This is a genomic window from Exiguobacterium aestuarii (assembly GCF_020171655.1).
Classification (GTDB): Bacteria; Bacillota; Bacilli; order Exiguobacteriales; family Exiguobacteriaceae; genus Exiguobacterium; species Exiguobacterium aestuarii_A.
The window spans coordinates 19,220-33,670 of record NZ_JAIVAC010000002.1 but is presented as its reverse complement, the minus strand read 5'-3'; the positions used below and the strand labels follow the sequence as shown (position 1 = coordinate 33,670).

Annotated in this window: 18 protein-coding genes; 12 read left to right on the top strand and 6 right to left on the bottom strand. The window is 47.4% G+C overall.

Annotated features, from left to right (window positions below):
• The first annotated feature begins 124 nt into the window (after positions 1-124).
• From LCM29_RS11145 to LCM29_RS11140, 3 genes are all read left to right on the top strand, one after another.
• Complete coding sequence (locus LCM29_RS11145) at positions 125-310, top strand: hypothetical protein (RefSeq protein ID WP_224862871.1); 186 nt, start codon at positions 125-127, stop codon at positions 308-310.
• 109 nt (positions 311-419) lie between these two features.
• Positions 420-617: a YwiC-like family protein gene (locus LCM29_RS15270; protein ID WP_318247828.1), complete on the top strand. Its 198-nt coding sequence runs from the start codon at positions 420-422 to the stop codon at positions 615-617.
• Between the two features lie 11 nt (positions 618-628).
• Positions 629-1,141, top strand: a complete 513-nt coding sequence (locus LCM29_RS11140) for a YwiC-like family protein (RefSeq protein WP_412093987.1) — start codon at positions 629-631, stop codon at positions 1,139-1,141.
• Here the strand turns inward: LCM29_RS11140 and LCM29_RS11135 are convergent.
• The 3 genes from LCM29_RS11135 to LCM29_RS11125 all read right to left on the bottom strand — a co-directional run bounded on the left by LCM29_RS11135 (position 1,138) and on the right by LCM29_RS11125 (position 2,938).
• Positions 1,138-2,085 (bottom strand): DUF4003 family protein, encoded by a 948-nt coding sequence (locus tag LCM29_RS11135; protein ID WP_224862869.1) that lies wholly within the window; start codon positions 2,083-2,085, stop codon positions 1,138-1,140. The genes LCM29_RS11140 and LCM29_RS11135 overlap by 4 nt on opposite strands.
• 87 nt (positions 2,086-2,172) lie before the next feature.
• On the bottom strand, positions 2,173-2,604 hold the full coding sequence (locus LCM29_RS11130) for a YbjN domain-containing protein (protein ID WP_015880528.1): 432 nt from the start codon (positions 2,602-2,604) through the stop codon (positions 2,173-2,175).
• Between the two features lie 67 nt (positions 2,605-2,671).
• The gene (locus tag LCM29_RS11125; RefSeq protein ID WP_214695974.1) at positions 2,672-2,938 is read right to left on the bottom strand and encodes a metal-sensitive transcriptional regulator; all 267 of its coding nucleotides are present in this window, start codon (positions 2,936-2,938) and stop codon (positions 2,672-2,674) included.
• Between the two features lie 278 nt (positions 2,939-3,216).
• On the opposite strand from LCM29_RS11125, the gene LCM29_RS11120 reads away from it, so the two are divergent.
• The 5 genes from LCM29_RS11120 (at position 3,217) to LCM29_RS11100 (ending at position 8,669) form a co-directional block, all read left to right on the top strand.
• Positions 3,217-3,522: a rhodanese-like domain-containing protein gene (locus LCM29_RS11120; protein WP_214695982.1), complete on the top strand. Its 306-nt coding sequence runs from the start codon at positions 3,217-3,219 to the stop codon at positions 3,520-3,522.
• Positions 3,519-5,984 carry a CoA-disulfide reductase gene (locus tag LCM29_RS11115; RefSeq protein WP_224862866.1) on the top strand — a complete coding sequence of 822 codons (2,466 nt, stop codon included), beginning with the start codon at positions 3,519-3,521 and terminating at the stop codon, positions 5,982-5,984. The genes LCM29_RS11120 and LCM29_RS11115 overlap by 4 nt, the downstream gene beginning before the upstream one ends.
• 200 nt (positions 5,985-6,184) lie before the next feature.
• Entirely contained in the window at positions 6,185-7,630 is a 1,446-nt protein-coding gene (locus LCM29_RS11110; RefSeq protein WP_224862864.1) for an alanine/glycine:cation symporter family protein, read from the top strand.
• Positions 7,631-7,714: 84 nt separating this feature from the next.
• The gene (locus LCM29_RS11105) at positions 7,715-8,170 is read left to right on the top strand and encodes a hypothetical protein (protein WP_214760799.1); all 456 of its coding nucleotides are present in this window, start codon (positions 7,715-7,717) and stop codon (positions 8,168-8,170) included.
• Between the two features lie 52 nt (positions 8,171-8,222).
• Positions 8,223-8,669 carry a hypothetical protein gene (locus LCM29_RS11100; RefSeq protein ID WP_224862862.1) on the top strand — a complete coding sequence of 149 codons (447 nt, stop codon included), beginning with the start codon at positions 8,223-8,225 and terminating at the stop codon, positions 8,667-8,669.
• Positions 8,670-8,707: 38 nt separating this feature from the next.
• Here the strand turns inward: LCM29_RS11100 and LCM29_RS11095 are convergent, their stop codons facing one another.
• Positions 8,708-9,727 carry a metal ABC transporter solute-binding protein, Zn/Mn family gene (locus LCM29_RS11095; RefSeq protein WP_224862860.1) on the bottom strand — a complete coding sequence of 340 codons (1,020 nt, stop codon included), beginning with the start codon at positions 9,725-9,727 and terminating at the stop codon, positions 8,708-8,710.
• Between the two features lie 173 nt (positions 9,728-9,900).
• Here LCM29_RS11095 and LCM29_RS11090 point away from each other — a divergent pair, with 173 nt between their 5' ends.
• From LCM29_RS11090 to LCM29_RS11080, 3 genes are all read left to right on the top strand, one after another.
• Positions 9,901-10,836, top strand: a complete 936-nt coding sequence (locus LCM29_RS11090) for an alpha/beta hydrolase (RefSeq protein ID WP_074034302.1) — start codon at positions 9,901-9,903, stop codon at positions 10,834-10,836.
• Positions 10,837-10,899: 63 nt separating this feature from the next.
• The gene (locus LCM29_RS11085; protein WP_214785633.1) at positions 10,900-11,499 is read left to right on the top strand and encodes a histidine phosphatase family protein; all 600 of its coding nucleotides are present in this window, start codon (positions 10,900-10,902) and stop codon (positions 11,497-11,499) included.
• A gap of 10 nt (positions 11,500-11,509) precedes the next feature.
• Positions 11,510-11,986: a DUF456 domain-containing protein gene (locus LCM29_RS11080; protein ID WP_214696004.1), complete on the top strand. Its 477-nt coding sequence runs from the start codon at positions 11,510-11,512 to the stop codon at positions 11,984-11,986.
• A 75-nt stretch (positions 11,987-12,061) separates the two neighbouring features.
• Here LCM29_RS11080 and LCM29_RS11075 read toward each other — a convergent pair whose 3' ends face one another.
• Positions 12,062-12,535 carry a YwpF-like family protein gene (locus LCM29_RS11075; protein WP_224862858.1) on the bottom strand — a complete coding sequence of 158 codons (474 nt, stop codon included), beginning with the start codon at positions 12,533-12,535 and terminating at the stop codon, positions 12,062-12,064.
• Between the two features lie 112 nt (positions 12,536-12,647).
• Here LCM29_RS11075 and LCM29_RS11070 point away from each other — a divergent pair, with 112 nt between their 5' ends.
• Positions 12,648-12,950: a 7TM diverse intracellular signaling domain-containing protein gene (locus LCM29_RS11070; protein WP_031424443.1), complete on the top strand. Its 303-nt coding sequence runs from the start codon at positions 12,648-12,650 to the stop codon at positions 12,948-12,950.
• Between the two features lie 38 nt (positions 12,951-12,988).
• On the opposite strand, the gene LCM29_RS11065 is transcribed toward LCM29_RS11070, so the two are convergent.
• Positions 12,989-14,434 (bottom strand): nicotinate phosphoribosyltransferase, encoded by a 1,446-nt coding sequence (locus LCM29_RS11065; RefSeq protein WP_224862856.1) that lies wholly within the window; start codon positions 14,432-14,434, stop codon positions 12,989-12,991.
• Between the last annotated feature and the right edge of the window lie 17 nt (positions 14,435-14,451).

The following is a 14,451-nucleotide window of genomic DNA, read 5'->3' as shown; positions in this document are numbered from 1 at the left end:
CACCTCACTGAACAATTTGTAAACTTAGTATAAATGATAGATTTGGTTAAAACATACAAAAAATAACTTTTTGTTCACTGGAGATGATATCATAAAGGATGATTAGAAATGAGAGGTGCATCTTATGAAAAATCGAAATCTCGTAAACTTTAGTATTCTCGTGTTGCTGATGGCAGTGATGGTGATAAATAACATTGAAGGATTGTATACGTTCAAGACGTTAATGAATAGTTTTGCAATCTTAACGTTATCTGTCATTGGCGTTGTGTACGCGACAAACTATGTGAAACGTAAGAAACAGGCAATGTGATGAAATAGGTGGCTGAGGCTACCTATTTTTCTTTTTTATTATCTGTGGCAAATCTCACAGCGTATGCTATCACCATCCATTACACTGATGAATGAAGGAGTGAAGTGTGATGAAATGGATGATTCCAACACAACATGGAGCATGGTCGATGCTCATTTTACCGTTCGTTCTTGGAGGAACGGCTGGAGGATGGAGGTGGACACATATACCTTTTGCAATCGCGTGGCTATTTGTCTATATGGGTACTTTTTTTTATTCCAATACATCAAACAGCGAAAGAAATCGCGTGAGCTTTTACGCACAGTGATGATTTATCTGATGATTGCTACCTTAGCTATCATTCCTGTTTTATGGGTGCAAACGCGTCTCATCTGGTTCGCTTTCGCGATGATTCCATTCGGTCTCGTGAACGCCTACTTTGCCAAAATCAAAGATGAGCGGAACGTGTGGAACGACGTCAGTGCCGTCACGTCATTCTGTATCGGAGGAATGGCGAGTTATTACCACGGGGCACACATCTTTGATGAAACGATTGTATGGGTATTCGTTTTACCATACCTCTATTTCCTTGGAAGCATCTTTTTCGTCAAGACGATGATTCGGGAAAAGAAGAGCATCATGTACCGAAATCTTTCTTGGGGATATCATATGTTACTAATCATCGTGTTTATTGCACTCGGATATCCTCTCCTCGCATTGGCTTATGCACCGAGCCTGATACGCGCTGTTTGGTTTTACGGCAAAAAGATCCCAATCATGAAGATTGGAATCTTGGAAATTGCGAACTCTATATTCGTACTGACGTGTCTTACGACCTATCTTCTGATTTAGTTCGTAGACGAAGAAGTACTGGCAATGACGGCGGCAGTTGTAGCAGCGGTCATTGCTTGTTGCATCGCTAGCAAATGAGCGAAGGTCCCGTGTAGCAACAAATCATTCGCTTCTCCCGTGATGTGGTCGGCAGCTACGAGTTGAAGCGCGACAAGCACGCTATGCGTGTTGAACCAGCGCTGTTTGTCTTTTTCGGCATTCACGATCTCTTGAATGGCGTGTACGCCATCCGTATTCGGTTCCGCGACAATGCTCAGCAAAGCGAGCGCCGGTAACTGCTCACGGCGAATGGATATTTGTACGTCGTCTAACTGCGATTTCCATGCCAGCAGTCGAGAGACCGCTTCTTCTGGTGCAGACTCGCGGAATGTCAAAAGATGTGAGACGAGTTGCAGTTCGTTTGACTTCGATAGCCGATCTTTCAATAAGGTATAATGCTGCTCAATCCGTTCGTTTAAATCGATGACGTCGTCAAACGCTTGAACGAGCACGAGTGCCGACAATAAGTCTTCCTCGCTCGTCAACCAGGGATGGTGTTGTTTGAACGTTTGATATAAGTCAGTCGCCTCATCGAGTCGTTTCTCAGGTTCATCTACATTGATCAGTTGATTCGCTAAAAAAGGTCGTAATGAACTGAAGCGGAAATGCTTTCGATCGAGTAACGTATCGAGTCGAAGGGCCTCGTCGATTGCGGTCCCGATGTCCTCATATTTAGCATCGAGAAATGAGAGCCAGACGAGGTTTTGACTGCCCCTAAACTTTGAAAACATCTTCGTTTTTTGTTTCAATGTATCGCGTGCGTTCGAAAATCGAGATGCCTCGAATGGGGTGTCGTGAATCGCATAATGAATGGCCATCAAGCGTCGGAAGTCATCCGTCAGTTCCCACTTCGTCGCTTCCTTGATGGAGTCTAACGCCTCTACATATCGTTCATAACGTGTCATATCGAATCGCCTCCTTGGTCAACATTACGAGCTGGAGTAAAAGATGTTTCAAAAAAGCCGCCAGGAAATGTTCCGGGCGGCTTTTCATTATTGTACTTGTGTGTACAGCTTTTGCATGTACTCGTTCACTTCGTCTGCCGCTTGGAACATCATGAATGAATGTTGCAAGATGATTTCTGGTGAGAAACCGAGATCGAGGTCGAGTGTTGATGCGAGCGTGACATCACGATCGCTGTCGAGTACGCAACGGAAGTATTTGAACTCCTGGTTGAACTCATTCAAGGCATTTAGAATCGGTAAATCTTCTACGTAGTCTGGAACGTGCGTGACGGTCGCAGCGTATAACTCAGCGTCTGTCGTCTTTTTGTTAAAAGCGATAATCATAACGGGCTGAGCCCCGGATTTTGTTGTTTCACGCGTCAAAAACGTGACGTGCGTTTCAGTGTCGCTCTCTTTGAACGTCATGTTGCGTTCAGCGGCGAGCGCTCTAAATGATTCTACTTTTTCTTCGAAGTTCACAAGGAAATCCCCCTTAGTAAGTCGTTACTCTAACTTTCCCCCATTTGGACGGGGAAAGCAAGGGGAACTAGCGTTTCATCAACATTTTAATGGCTTCTTCGACCGTTTCTGACGTATCTTCGCCATCCGCTTGCGCTGTGATGATGCACTGTTCTAAGTTCTTGGCCACGATAATCGTCGAGGCGCGGTCGAGTGCAGAACGTGCGGCACTTAATTGCGTCACCACATCACGACACTCTTTACCTTCTTCCATCATGCGGATGATGGCGCGAATTTGTCCTTCTACCCGTTTCATACGATTCAATACTTTCGGGTCGTATTGATACTGTTCCATGTCCTTCACCTCTATAGTAAAAATTGTTCAGTTACCCAACTATTTCTTGTGTAGGCTCATCTTAATACATGGGGGAGTATGTGTCGAGCATCAACTACTTTATGAAGGGGTGATGAAAAATTCTACATTTCGTCAAACTTATTTCTTGCATTTGAATACCTAAGGGGGTATATTAGTGACGTGGAAGCGAAATGTTCAATAAATCACAAACTTTATTGAGCGCCAGCTACCAAGCCGAATGGTATAGATGGAATCGAAAATAGAAAGGTAGATTAATGATGAAAGCATCTGCTTTAAAACGTCAAATGGACTTTGAAGTGCCAGTAAACATTGTCGACGTTCGTGAACGCGACGAGTTTCAAGAAGCGCATATCGAAGGTGCCAAAAACTATCCGTTATCAGAAATGACAACATGGATCGACACACTCGACCCTGCTGAAGAATATGTCGTCCTTTGCCGCTCTGGTGCACGTAGCACGCAAGCAACTTGGCAAATGGAGGCAAAAGGCTATAAAGTGGTCAATATAGAAGATGGCTTGATGAGTTGGCCAGGAGAAGTCGTCAGAGGAGGAAATGGACAATGAGTAAAAAAATCGTAATCGTCGGTGGAGTAGCGGGTGGTGCGTCTGCAGCAGCGCGTCTTCGTCGCTTAAATGAGGAAAATCAAATCGTCATGTTCGACCGTGGGGAATACATCTCATTCGCTAACTGTGGTCTTCCATATTACATCGGGGACGTCATTCAAGATCGTCAAAAATTGCTCGTCCAGACGGTTGAAGGGATGAACAAACGTTTCCAACTCGATATCCGTAACTTGACGGAAGTGGTTCAAATTAACCGTGACGAGAAAACAGTGACGGTGAAGCATGTTCAAACAGGCGAAACGTACGATGAGTCATACGATGTCCTCATCCTTTCACCGGGAGCGAAGCCGATTCGTCCGAACATCCCTGGAATCGACGAGGCGGAAGACATCTTCACGCTTCGCAACATTCCAGACACAGATAAAATCCGTGGCTATGTCGATGACAAAGCACCAAAACACGCGACTGTAATTGGTGGGGGCTTCATCGGGATTGAGATGGCAGAGAACTTACGTGAGCGTGGGGTTGATGTGACGCTCGTCGAGATGGCGGACCAAGTCATGACGCCACTCGACCGTGAGATGGTCGCGCCGATTCATGAACATTTACGTCTTCATGGTGTCGAGCTTCAATTGTCTGATGGCGTTTCTTCATTCTCTGAAAAAGGGAAGAAAGTTCATTTGTCGAGCGGTCGCGTCATCGATACAGACATGGTGATCATGTCGATCGGGGTCACACCGGAGTCAACGATTGCCCGTGAAGCGGGACTTGAAACAGGTACGCGCGGTGCGATTCGTGTTAATGAAAAAATGATGACATCTGATCCATCGATTTACGCGATTGGGGATGCAGTCGAAGTGCTCGACTATGTCTTCCAAGAGCCAACTGTCGTCCCACTCGCATGGCCAGCGAACCGTCAAGGTCGTCTCGTTGCCGACATCATTAACGGTCGTGACGTGAAATATAACGGAACAATGGGAACAGGAATTGCGAAAGTGTTTGATATGACGGTCGCATCGACTGGTTGGAACGAGAAACGTTTGAAAGCAGCCGGTAAGACGTATGAAGCTGTTCACGTACACCCGGGTTCGCACGCCGGATACTATCCAGGATCGACACCGGTGTCACTCAAACTCTTATTCCACCCAACAACGGGTGAGATTTACGGTGCACAAGGTGTCGGGATCAACGGAGTCGACAAGCGAATCGACGTCATTGCGACAGCGATGAAAGGCGGTTTGACGGTCCTCGACCTGCCTGACCTCGAACTTAGTTACGCACCACCGTTCAGCTCGGCGAAAGATCCCGTCAACATGATTGGGTATGTCGCTTCTAACGTCGTACTCGGTGATAACGAAGTCGTGCATTGGGATGAAATCGATGAGCTCGTGAAGAACGGAGCGACGTTACTTGACGTCCGTGACGAATCAGAACATGAACTTGGGAAGATTCCAGGATCGATCAACGTTCCACTTAACTCATTACGTGAAAACTTAGACAACTATGACCGAAGCGAAACGATTTATGTGACGTGCCAAGTCGGTCTTCGTGGATATCTCGCATCACGCATCTTGCGTCAAAACGGCTTCAAGGTGAAAAACTTGAGCGGTGGCTATAAAACATGGTCACAAATCAATCGTGATTTCGAGGCGCTTGAAGAAGCGAACACATCAAATGAAACAGCGGCTACCGTTGTAGAAGAGGAGCCAACACAAATGACGAACGCACCAATCGGTGAAGCGGTCATCTTAGACACATGTGGTCTACAATGCCCGGGACCAATTTTAGAAGTAAATAAGAAAGTTGCAGAACTCGGAGAAGGCGAAACACTGCGTGTCCTCGCAAGTGACCCAGGGTTCTTCGCAGATATCGAAGCATGGGCGAAGAAGACAGGTAACAAACTTGTCTCGAAACAATTCGTCAACGGACGCGTCGAAGCCATCCTTCAAAAAGGACAAGGTCCGGTTGCGCCGCAAGCGGGCGCTCCAGCAGGAGACGGCGCGTCAATGGTCGTCTTCAGCGGTGACCTCGACCGTGCGCTCGCATCTCTCATCATTGCGCAAGGTGCTGCAGCGATGGGGAAAGAAGTAACAATGTTCTTCACATTCTGGGGACTCAATGTCATCCGCAAACCGGACGCGCCGGAAGTGAAGAAACAAGGTCTTGAGAAAATGTTCGGCATGATGATGCCAGGACATGCCGGTGAACTTCCACTCTCGAACATGAACTTCGGTGGTGTCGGTCAAAAAATGATGAAGAAAGTCATGAGCGACAAGAACGTCCCTTCTGTCGAAGAGATGATCAAGTCAGCTCAAGAGGCAGGCGTGAAGATGGTAGCCTGCACGATGTCAATGGACGTCATGGGGATCAAAGAAGAAGAGTTGATTGATGGGGTCGACCTCGGTGGTGTTGCGGCGTATCTCGGTGCAGCAGAGGGCGGAAACTTAAACCTCTTCATCTAAATGAACTGTATAACGAATCGGGTTGCGATGGGCAATCCGATTCGTTTTTTGTTGGTGAGATACGATTTGAAGGAAGTTCATATATACGAGAAAACGAATTAATATTGCAATTTTCGTATAATTTACCTATAATTCTAGTCATGTTAAAAAAGTTAACATGACTTTTTCTGTTGAGATTTTTAGAATGATGGAGGATTAGTATGGAGAAATTTGTAGAGAATCTCGTTTCACAGGCGAACGATTTGTTATGGTCGCAAGTGCTCATCGTTGTTCTTGTCGCATTGGGTATTTATTTCACGATTCGTATGGGCTTTGTTCAGTTCCGCATGATTCCTGAGATGTTCCGCCTTTTGTTCAAAGAAGGGACAGCTCGTGAGAAAGGCCAAGTGTCTTCGTTCCAAGCGTTCGCGATCGGGACGGCAGCACGTGTCGGCACAGGGAACATTGCCGGTGTGGCGACAGCGATTGCGCTAGGTGGCCCAGGGGCAGTCTTTTGGATGTGGCTCATCGCTTTGATTGGAGCAGCTTCTGCATTTGTCGAAAGTACATTGGCACAAGTGTATAAGATTCGTGACGGGCGCACATGGCGCGGAGGTCCGGCTTACTATATGGAGCGTGCGCTCGGTCAACGTTGGCTCGGTGTCTTGTTCGCGATTTTAATCACGTTCTCATTCGGATTCGCGTTCAACTCTGTTCAGTCGAACACGATTTCACTTTCTGTGAGTAATCAATTCGGCATCAGCACGACAGTCGTCGGGGTTGTCCTCGCGATCATTACGGCAGTTGTCGTATTCGGTGGGATTCAATCGATTGCGCTCTTGTCGAGTATTATCGTTCCAGTCATGGCGGGTGGCTATATTTTACTCGCGATTTGGATCATGGTGACAAACGTATCCCTCTTACCAGACGTCTTCAGCCTCATCTTCTCAGAAGGAGTTCTTGGAATCGAGCAACTCTTCGGTGGTGCAATCGGTGCGATGGTACTCCAAGGGATTCGTCGTGGTCTCTTCTCGAACGAAGCAGGTATGGGTTCTGCGCCGAACGCCGCTGCGACAGCGGAAGTATCACACCCTGTTAAACAAGGGTTGATTCAATCGTTCAGCGTATTCGTGGATACATTGCTCGTTTGTACGTCGACAGCGATGATCATCTTGATTTCAGGAGTTGCCGGTTCAGAATCGTTTGCAGGTGTCGAATTGACGCAAGCGGCATTGACAGCAGAAGTCGGTTCGGTCGCGACATCGTTCTTGACGATTGCGATCTTCTTGTTCGCTTTCAGCTCGATTCTTGGTAACTACTACTATGGCGAGACGAACATTCAGTTCATCTCGGACAAAAAAATCTATGTCACGCTCTATCGCATCGGTGTTGTCGGAATGGTCTTGTTTGGTGCGGTCCGCTCTGCAGGGCTCGTCTGGTCGATCGCCGATGTGTTCATGGGCCTCATGGCACTCGTCAACTTGTACGCAATCTTCCGCTTGGCGAAAGTGGCTCGAGCCGTTCTTGACGACTACTTGTCACAGCGTCGAGCAGGACAAGATCCGGTCTTCTATGTCGACTCGGTAGAAAACCTTCCAGGTCGTGAGTATGTAGAAGCTTGGGAAAGCGAAACAGAAGAACAAAAAACAGGAACAAGTCGTTCTTGATGAATGGAACCGTCTACGAATTCACGTAGGCGGTTTTTTTACGTATACAAGACGGGTAATGTCATAAAAAGGGGGCGTTCATGTATGGAGACGACGCATTATGTACGTGTTTCCCCAGAAGTTTGGGTGTCATTTAATCAAGATCCGGAGATGATTTTAGACTGGTTGATTCATATGCATGAGCAATACCGTAATCGGGACGACACGTTAACGCTCCCAAATGTCGAATCGTTTCAACGCGTGCTCAGTCAAATCGAGGTGTATATCGATGGGGCTGACACATACAATATGGAAATGGCGCTCGTTGGCGAGGAGTTGATTGTGAATGAAGCACAGGCGGTCGTGGTCGGAATCTTGACCCCACAGCTACTTCACATCGTCAAAGACACGTTGCATGCGTTCGGACGGGATGATGTGAAAGACATGGCACTCGTACCGAAAGAGGAGTTCGAGACGATTTGGGAAGATTGGACAAAGTTGCAACAGTTTTGTGAGACGGCCGCGTCCCAAGAAGAACTCGTCCTCATTTATTATGAGTAAAGATGAATCCACCATGGTATAATGTAAAAAAATGGATAAAGGGGATTCGATCATGGACGTGTTCGGCACACTCATCTGGCTTGGCATTTTAATCAATCCATTTCTCGCCTATCAAACGAAACGCGTGTCGCTTTATCGCATCACACTCATCTTATTCATCGTATTCTTGGTGACGTGGGGGTATGCTGTAGCGGGCGGATCAGTACCGACCCTATTTGACACAGCGTGGAGTTTGCTGTTCATCGCTTATGTTAGTCTTTTGGTGTTGAATAGTTACTTCGTCAGCAAACGGTTCGTTCCAAATATGACATGGTTTCGTTTTAGTGTGATGGGCCTAAGCGGAGTCGTCATCAGTCAAGTGTGGTTCGGACTGAGCACGGACAACTGGGAGTGGTCATCCTTCATGAATGGGGACGTATGGATGATGAGTGTGACCGTATCACTCCTGCTCCTTCTTTTCGTCACGATGAAAACGCTGGACCGCCGGATCGAAGTATAAAAAATCCCGAAACGAATCCATTCGTTTCGGGATTTTGATTATTTCAAGGCTGTCTCGAGTGCCTTGACGTTTTCACGCATCAAGTCAAAATAGCTCTTGTCCATCTGTTCTTTTGTGACAGATTCCAAGTTATAGATCGTTACGCTTTCTGCGCCGATTTCTTGCTTCACGACCTCAGCCACTTTTGGTGTGACCGTATCTTCGAAAGCAATATAGTTCAAATCGTGGAGACGCGCCTCTTCGATGATTCGTTTGAGGGCTTGTTGTGAAGGTTCTTCAGAAGGTGTGAGTCCGGCGATTGGCAACTGATCGAAACCATATCGTTCAGCCAAATAGCCGTATGCTGCGTGTGTGACGAGTAACTCCGACTTCGAACCATTCTCAACTGCTGCTTTCAATTCTGCATCGAGGGTATTCGCTTCGTCTTTAAATGCACTCAACCGTTCTGAGAACTCGTCTTTATAGTCTGGTGCCTCTTCGCTGAAAGCAGCTTCAACAGCTTCTGCCATTGAAACGGCATTCATCGGGTCGAGCCAGACGTGTGGATCGTATTGTCCATGATCATGCTCATCTTCGTTATGCGCTTCTTCTTCATTGGCATGCTCGTCTTCAGAATGTCCTTCTTCTTCGTGAGCATGTTCATCTTCGGAATGACCGTCTTCTTCATGAACATGAACGGTATCGGCTGCATCAAGCAACGTCACGTCCTCTGCCGTTTTGACGAAAGCGACGTTTTGTCCTTCCAAGCTCTTCTCCATGGACTCGACGTAAGGTTCGAGGTCATGGCCGATTGTCAAAAAGAGGTCCGCATCTGCAATTTGAGTCATCTGCTTTGAAGTGGGCTCATATGTGTGTGGGTCTGCTCCAGGTGGAATGACCATTTCCACGTTGACACGGTCACCACCGATTTCCTCTGCCATTGACTTCAAAGCAAAAGTCGAAGCGTAAACCGTTAGTTTCTGATCTGTCGATTCGGATACGTTGTCTCCTTCGGTATTCCCACACGCGCCAAGCAAAAGCGTGCCGGCCGCGACAGCGCCTAGCCAAGTCTTCTTCATCTTTCGTCGTCCACCTTTCAAATTATCTGAATATTAAATCGTAACTGTTACGTTTTATGACTGCGAGTAATATTATAGTGTGACCTTCGGAGCACGTCAAGTCCGACTTCTGATGGATAGATTTTTGAAAAAAGCGGGAATATGATTAAAAAAAGGAACGAGGAGTGGATTGTATGAGAAAGGAGACCGCCTGGTTTGTCGGGGGCGCGGCACTGGCCGCGGCGACGGCAGCCGGGGCCAGTGTGTGGAGTCAGTATGGGTCACTTGTCAGATGGCAAGAGCCCGAATTGCCGATTCGACCGACAACACGCCGGCGCCACACGTATACGTATAAGATTGTCAATGATCGTCCGCTCCAATTTGATTTGTATCTCCCACCAGGGGAGGGACCGTTCCCGGTAGCGGTCTATGCACATGGGGGAGCATTTGTGAGAGGGAGCCGTAGCATGGTCACGCTGTTCCATCCGTTACTCGATCACTTTTTGGGGAAAGGGATCGCCGTCGTCAGTATCGATTACCGTCTATTTGAAGACGGAGTATATTTCCCTGACAATATCATCGATGTTTCGGACGCGCTTAGCTATTTAAAGCAGCATGAATCATTGCTCACCCTCGATACAAGTCAGTTACTCGTGTGGGGCGACTCTGCTGGAGCAGCTTTAATGCTCGCTACTGCGCTTGATCGTCACAAACAATTTGTAGGGGAACTCGGGGATGACCTTCCGACAATCAAAGGAGTTATCGCCTTATATCCGCCGACAAACTTCTTGTTGTTCAAATTCATTCAAACATGGCTAGCTCATTTGAAGTTTTACGAGGGAAGCCGTGAAGAATGGCGTGAACTGATGGTGAAATGCTCACCAGTCTCCCATTTATATGCCGATGCCCCACCTATTTTACTGTTACACGGAAAGAAAGACCCAATTGTGCCGTTCGGTCAAGCGCTTCACTTCGTCGAACATGCGAGTGATGTCGGCGCGAACGTTCAGCTTATCTCGTTTCCGAATGGGACACATTCGCTGGCGAGTTTCCTACAATCGGACAACCCGATCAAAGAAGAGCAGTTGATGGCACGGATCAATCGTTTCATTGACGAATGCCTTGTCTGAAGTTGCGATTTTTAGGGAAGATGGTACGATGGGGGATGATTGAAAGAGTAAGGAGTGGAAGCAGTGACAGAGTTATGTTTAGTGAGACACGGTCAGACCGATTGGAATCGTTTAGAAATTATTCAAGGTCGTGAAGACAATCCGTTGAATGCACTCGGACGCCAACAGGCAGAAGAGAGTGCAGCTTTTTTGGGTCAAGAAACATGGGATCTCATCGTTTCTAGTCCATTAACGCGGGCGGTCCATACGGCACAAGCGATTGCGACAGCCTGTGGGATTGAGCATGATGCGATTCGATTGGACGAGCGATTTATTGAACGCGAGTTTGGTGCAGCGTCCGGACAACCCGTGAAGGGCATTTATGAAGCGGTGCAGGCCGATGACGAGCGTCGCGTTCCGGGTCTCGAATCAGAGGATGAGATGCGTGCTCGCGTCCTAGAAGGAATGGAACATTTGGTAGAGATGTATCCCGGGAAACGGATCATTGTCGTCTGCCATTCGCATGCGATTAAAGCGGCGCTCTCGGCGATCGATGACACGTATACGTTCCGTCATGCGATGCGAAACGCCTGCTCGAACTATATCATCCATCAACATGGCCAGTTTGAGGTGAAGGCGATTAATGTTGCTGATCATATCACCGATCCGGCCATCATGAAATGAGGAGAATATCATGACGACCTTACTATGGGTATTCATCATCGCATCATTTGTGGTTGCTTTTGCAGGACTCATTTACCCGGTCATTCCAAGCGTTCTGTTCTTATTTATCGGATACATGATTTACGGATTTGGTTTTTCATTTGAACCGTTGACCTGGACATTCTGGGTGTGGCAATCGGTCTTCCTCATCTTCTTGTTTGTGGTAGACTATGTTGTCACCAGAGCAACAGTGGATAAACGTGGGGGGTCAGAACGGGCGAAATGGGGCGCAACCATTGGCTTGATTGCTGGACCGTTCATCTTCCCTCTCGTCGGGGTCCTCATCTTCCCATTTGTCTTCGCATTTTTAGCGGAGTTGACACTCGGAAAGACGACACGTGAAGCATGGAGTATCGGTGTCGGAACGGTTCTCGCGTTTCTCGGCAGCACGCTTTTAAAAGTGATTGGAATGACGATGATGGTCATCTTGTTCTTTATCTATGTGTGAGGCGGGGGTCCTTTCTCCGTCTTTTTTGTTTGAGAGGGGAATCATTTTGGGGAAAGAAAAAACAAGGCCATTCGATTACTCGAATGACCCGGTTTTGACCAATTGATTGAAGGCAGAGCGACTGAACGATTGTTGGATCTCCACTTTCTTCTCGAAGAAGGCGGGTTTCAAATTCGACGTGGCGACCCCTTCTTGAATGAGAGAGTCGAGCACTTGTTTCGTCGCATCTTGTTTTGGATTCAACATGAGTCCTTCGGCGACGAACGTATGATGATCGTTCAAGGCTCGTTCGCTCGTGAACGTCAAAGCGAGTGCAGCAGGTGCATTCGTCGGTGATGTAATGACAGCTTCAGCGAGAATGAGGATTCGCTTGTTTAAGTAATGGTGGAGCGTGACGGCCGATTCAGTCGGAACGAGCATCTCGAGCAACCATTCTGAATCATGTTCTTTCGAGATGATCAACCCGTCGAGCAAATCGATTGGTAAATTGAGTTCATTGCCGTACTCGTCTTGAACGAGACGGACTTGGACGAGGCGAAACGTTTTCATAGGATCGTTCCTTTCCGCGTTTTCTTTAGACCATCTTAACATAGTCTGACGAATAGAATGTGTTAAGATAACGGGGAAGAAACAGAAAATAGAGAGTGAGGGAGGCATCAAGATGAGTTGGGTTGTTGGCGTAATCGGGTATGTGACGATTCTCGCGATCGTCTACTATGGTGTCCTTTTCTTCAAAGTGAAACGGGAGCGGAGTCGGGCCGGCTATCGAATCTTTCTTTTGCTTGCCGGACTATTTTTAGTCAGTGGGAGCGATTATATCATTGCACTGTTCCAAGGGGACACCGAAGCGACGTTTTGGCAACGAACCGTCTATTTTGTCTTGATATTGCTCTCTTTGTCGATGGCGCTTTACTTTCGGAGAAAAGAAGATCAAAGCCAAGCAGGCGAGATGACGATGGTATAAGCAAACGGTTGTGGGACATATGCCCACAACCGTTTTTTTTATTTCGGTACTCGCGTTTTGCGAATCATATCGAGTTTTAAATCCCAAAGTGGTTTACTGAACGTCACCGAGTATACTTCCGGCAAACGGAGGCGCTTATACTCTTCCCAGAGTCCGTTCATCTGTTCATGATGGTAAGCGCGAATCTCGGTAGTGCTTGGAAGGTCGTATACACGTTTTCCGTCGAGGAAAATTGGTTGTAACAACCGTTTGACGTTAAAGTTGCGTGTCTTGATTTTGAAGGCAGGGTCGCGGACGTCAATCAAGTCGATTTCGCTATATGAGTCGACGGGTTCGTCGGCAAGGGCGATATAGTCCCCTTTGAACTTTTTCGTTTCCTTGTCGATGATGCGGTACAACTCCTTTTTATGAGGGGTTGTCGTCTTCACTTTAGAAGAGGACACTTTGATGACCGGTTTTAATTCTCCAAATTCATCCTCACGAGCGACCAATTTATAGACCATGCCAAGCGCAGGTTGTTCGTAAGCCGTGATTCCGCGCGTCCCGACGAGGAATGTATCGGCTTCTGCACCTTGCATGCGTAAGTCTTGAATGACGTATTCATCTAAATCACCAGATACGACGATTTTGACATAGTCGAGACCGGCTTCGTTCAACGCTTTCCGAGCGCGTTTTGACAGATAAGCGAGGTCACCCGAATCGAGTCGTACAGACTTGAGGCGGTGTCCTTTCGCCTCGAGTTCTTTTGCGACCGTAATCGCGTTCGGAAGACCGGATTTGAGTGTGTCATACGTATCAATCAGGAGACTTGTGTTGTCTGGATACATCTCTGCAAACGAACGGAATGCACTCAACTCATCATCATGGAACTGAATGTCCGCATGTTCCATCGTCCCTCCTGTCGGCACGTCGAAATCACGTCCGGCAGAAACAAGGCTCGTCACGTCGAAACCGGCGATATAAGCGGCGCGGGTCCCGTAATAGGCGGCATCGACGCCTTGTGCGCGACGTGCTCCACCTTCGAGCAGTGTCTCGTTCGGAGCGGCCTGACGAATTCGGGCATACTTCGTCGCGATGAGTGATTCGTGGTTCGCGATATTGAGTAGCGCTGTTTGGAATAGTTTTGCTTCAAAGATGGTCGACTCGATTCGGACGACTTGTTCGTGTGGGAAGATGACTTCTCCTTCACGGACACTATATAGTGAACCAGTGAACTTAAAGTTTCGTAACACATCTTCAAATTCATCTTCGAAACCGAGCTGCGCTTTTAAATAAGCGATGTCTTCTTCTGTGAACGAGACGTTATCCAAGTAGTGGACAATGTTTTCGAGTCCGGCGAAGACGACATAGCCACCGCTGAACGGATTCGAGCGGTAATACAGGTCAAAGACGACCTTTTCGTTATGGCGACCTTGCTTCCAGTAGATATACATCCAGCGTGGGAGATAGAGGTCTGTGTGAAGTGCTAAATTGCGATGTAACATATGTTTTCCTTTCTGTT